We start from the raw sequence: 230 nt of genomic DNA on the forward strand, positions 1-230 counted from the left end.
GTGCGAAACACCGCTGACCTGGCTGGTAGGCAAGAAGCCGAAGATCGCGGCCAGGCCGAGGATCACAAAGCCGACGATCGCAACGACCTTGATCAATGCAAACCAGAACTCGAATTCACCGTAGTTTTTCACGCTGAACAGGTTGGTTGCGGTGAGCAACAAGGTAATCACCAGGGTGAACACCCAGATCGCCACGTCGGGGAACCAGGCGTGCAGGATGGTCGCCGCCG

General features: G+C 57.8%; 1 pseudogene. It reads right to left on the bottom strand.

What is annotated here, in order from left to right:
• Positions 1 to 230 (bottom strand): annotated as a pseudogene (locus AAEZ05_RS30545) (GABA permease); the annotation flags it as partial.

It is taken from the genome of Pseudomonas sp. HY13-MNA-CIBAN-0226, from assembly GCF_040310305.1.
Lineage (GTDB): Bacteria > Pseudomonadota > Gammaproteobacteria > Pseudomonadales > Pseudomonadaceae > Aquipseudomonas > Aquipseudomonas gregormendelii.